Raw genomic sequence first — 360 nt, forward strand, 5'->3', positions numbered from 1 at the left:
TCAAAGGCAAGTATCTTTAACCTCGATAAAAAAACGCTGACATTAAGTCAGCGTTTTTTTATCGAGGTTAATGGGTATCGTTTAGTCGTTTTCAACGTTGAACAGGTTTTCCATGTTCAAACCTTGCTTGATAAGGATCTCACGTAGACGACGAAGACCTTCAACTTGGATTTGACGAACGCGTTCACGAGTTAGGCTATGAACCGTCAACTTCTTCTAGCGTTGACGGTTCATAGCCTAGTAGGCCAAACCGACGTGCAAGCACCTCTTTCTGCTTAGGATTCAGCTCATCAAGCCAGAAGATCAGTGAGTTTTTGATATCACTATCTTGAGTCGAAACCTCAGGATCTGAGTTGTTCA

The 360-nt window shown here is 42.5% G+C and carries 1 pseudogene; it reads right to left on the minus strand.

Annotation, left to right across the window (positions count from 1 at the left end):
* Positions 1-81: 81 nt before the first annotated feature.
* Positions 82-360, minus strand: a pseudogene (locus tag A3712_RS26540) (sigma factor-like helix-turn-helix DNA-binding protein); the annotation flags it as partial.

Source organism: Vibrio sp. HI00D65 (assembly GCF_001635455.1).
In the GTDB taxonomy this organism is placed as follows: Bacteria; Pseudomonadota; Gammaproteobacteria; order Enterobacterales; family Vibrionaceae; genus Vibrio.